We start from the raw sequence: 1,728 nt of genomic DNA, 5'->3' as shown, positions 1-1,728 counted from the left end.
TCGGGCGGCCGGGGGAGTCGCCGCCGCAGGGGCTGATCGCCGCCGGCGACGTGGCCCTGGCCACCTGGTACACCAACGAGACCGAGGAACTGCCCGGCGGCGACGCCCTCGCGGGCCGCAAGTGGCGCCTGTACGACCCGGACACCGGGCGGTACGAGGAGACCGACTGGGCCTGGATCGACGTCGCCCCCGGGATGCGCACCGCGGCCGTCCTCGAAGACGACCTGCCCGCCGAGCGCATCGGTCTGCTGGACCTGGCCACCGGCGAGGTGGAGCGGTGGATCCCGCTCGACGGCGAGGGCGCGGGCTCGGTGGAGTTCTCGCCGGACGGCGAACGGCTCGTGGCCACCGCGTACTCCCACAACCCCGACCGCCGCTTCAAGGACGCCTCGTACTGGTTGAACGACGACAAGGTGCCGGGCGCCAAGCGCAGCCGCACCGGCTTCTACACCGCCGACGCGGACTCCGGCGACGCCGCGTACACCGAACTGCCGTACGCCGAGGACCCCGAGAACCCGGAGCCCGGCATGAACGGCCGCGAGGACCTGAACTGGAGCAGCGACGGCGAACTGCTCTGGGAGCACTGGCCGTACGAGCCCGGGCGCCTCTACTACGACCTGGACGGCGCGAAGGCCGAGCGGCCGGCGGAGGAGAAGCACGTCTCGTACGCCGAGGCCGGCCTGTCGCCCGACGGCCGGCTGGTCGGCGGCGAGTTCACCGGCGAGGGCGGCGGGATCGCCTCCGAGGTGCTCGACGCCCGTACCGGCGAGCGCGTCGCGAAGGTGCCCGGGCAGCAGCTCCTCGCCTGGGCCGACGACGAGCGGCTGATCGCCTGGGGCTGCGACCCGGGGGTCTGCCAGGAGAACGAGTACAAGAACCGCCTCGTGCTCATCGGCTTCGACGACGACGAGGTGATCCCGCTGTCCGGCAACCGCGTCGGCGACGGCGCCGACGCCGGCCGCTGGGTCCCGGAGTTCACCGAGCGCTGACCCCGGCGCCCGCCCGCGACCGCGCATGCCCGCGACCCTCTAGGGTTGCGGGCATGCGTGACTTCACCACCGGATTCGGCTACCTCGGCAAGGGGCTGCGCTGGGTCGCGGGGCACGGGCGGTCGTGGGCCCTCGGCCTCGTGCCCGCGCTCATCGCGCTCGTGCTCTACGCCGCCGCGCTCGCCGCCCTCGCCTACTGGGCCGACGACATCGCCGTGTGGGCCACGCCCTTCGCCGACGACTGGGACTCGCCCTGGCCCGGGCTGCTGCGCGGGCTGTTCATGGCGCTGCTGCTGCTCGGCGGCATCGGCCTCGCGCTGCTCACGTTCACGGCCGTCGCGCTGCTGATCGGAGACCCCTTCTACGAGGCGCTGTCCGGGCGCGTCGAAGAGGACGCGGGGCACTGCCCGCCCAGCCCGGACGAGCCGCTGCTGCCGGGGCTGTGGCGGTCGTTGAAGGAGAGTGTCCATGTGCTGTCGCGGGCGCTGATGCTCACCGTGCCGCTGTTCTTCCTCGGCTTCGTCCCGTTCTTCGGGCAGACGGTCGTGCCCGCGCTCGGCTTCGCCGTCGCCGGCTTCTTCCTCACGGTCGAGCTGACGTCGTTCGCCTTGCAGCGCCGCGGGATCGACGTGCGCGGGCGGCTGGCGCTGCTGCGCCGGCGCAAGATGCTCGCGCTCGGCTTCGGCGTGCCGGTCGTGCTGCTGTTCCTGGTCCCGCTGGCCGCGGTGGTGGTGATGCC

At 73.3% G+C, this 1,728-nt stretch carries 2 protein-coding genes; both read left to right on the top strand.

The window, feature by feature from the left end:
• The coding region (locus tag H5J30_RS31365; RefSeq protein ID WP_181790939.1) for a hypothetical protein at positions 1 to 989 on the top strand (989 nt) is incomplete at its 5' end.
• Positions 990 to 1,042: 53 nt separating this feature from the next.
• The coding region (locus tag H5J30_RS31360) for an EI24 domain-containing protein (RefSeq protein ID WP_181790937.1) at positions 1,043 to 1,728 on the top strand (686 nt) is incomplete at its 3' end.

Origin of the sequence: Streptomyces phytophilus (assembly GCF_013870535.1) — a bacterium.
GTDB classification, from domain to species: domain Bacteria; phylum Actinomycetota; class Actinomycetes; order Streptomycetales; family Streptomycetaceae; genus Streptomyces; species Streptomyces phytophilus.
The sequence above is the reverse complement of the archived record's forward strand: the minus strand, read 5'-3'. Positions and strand labels throughout refer to the sequence as shown.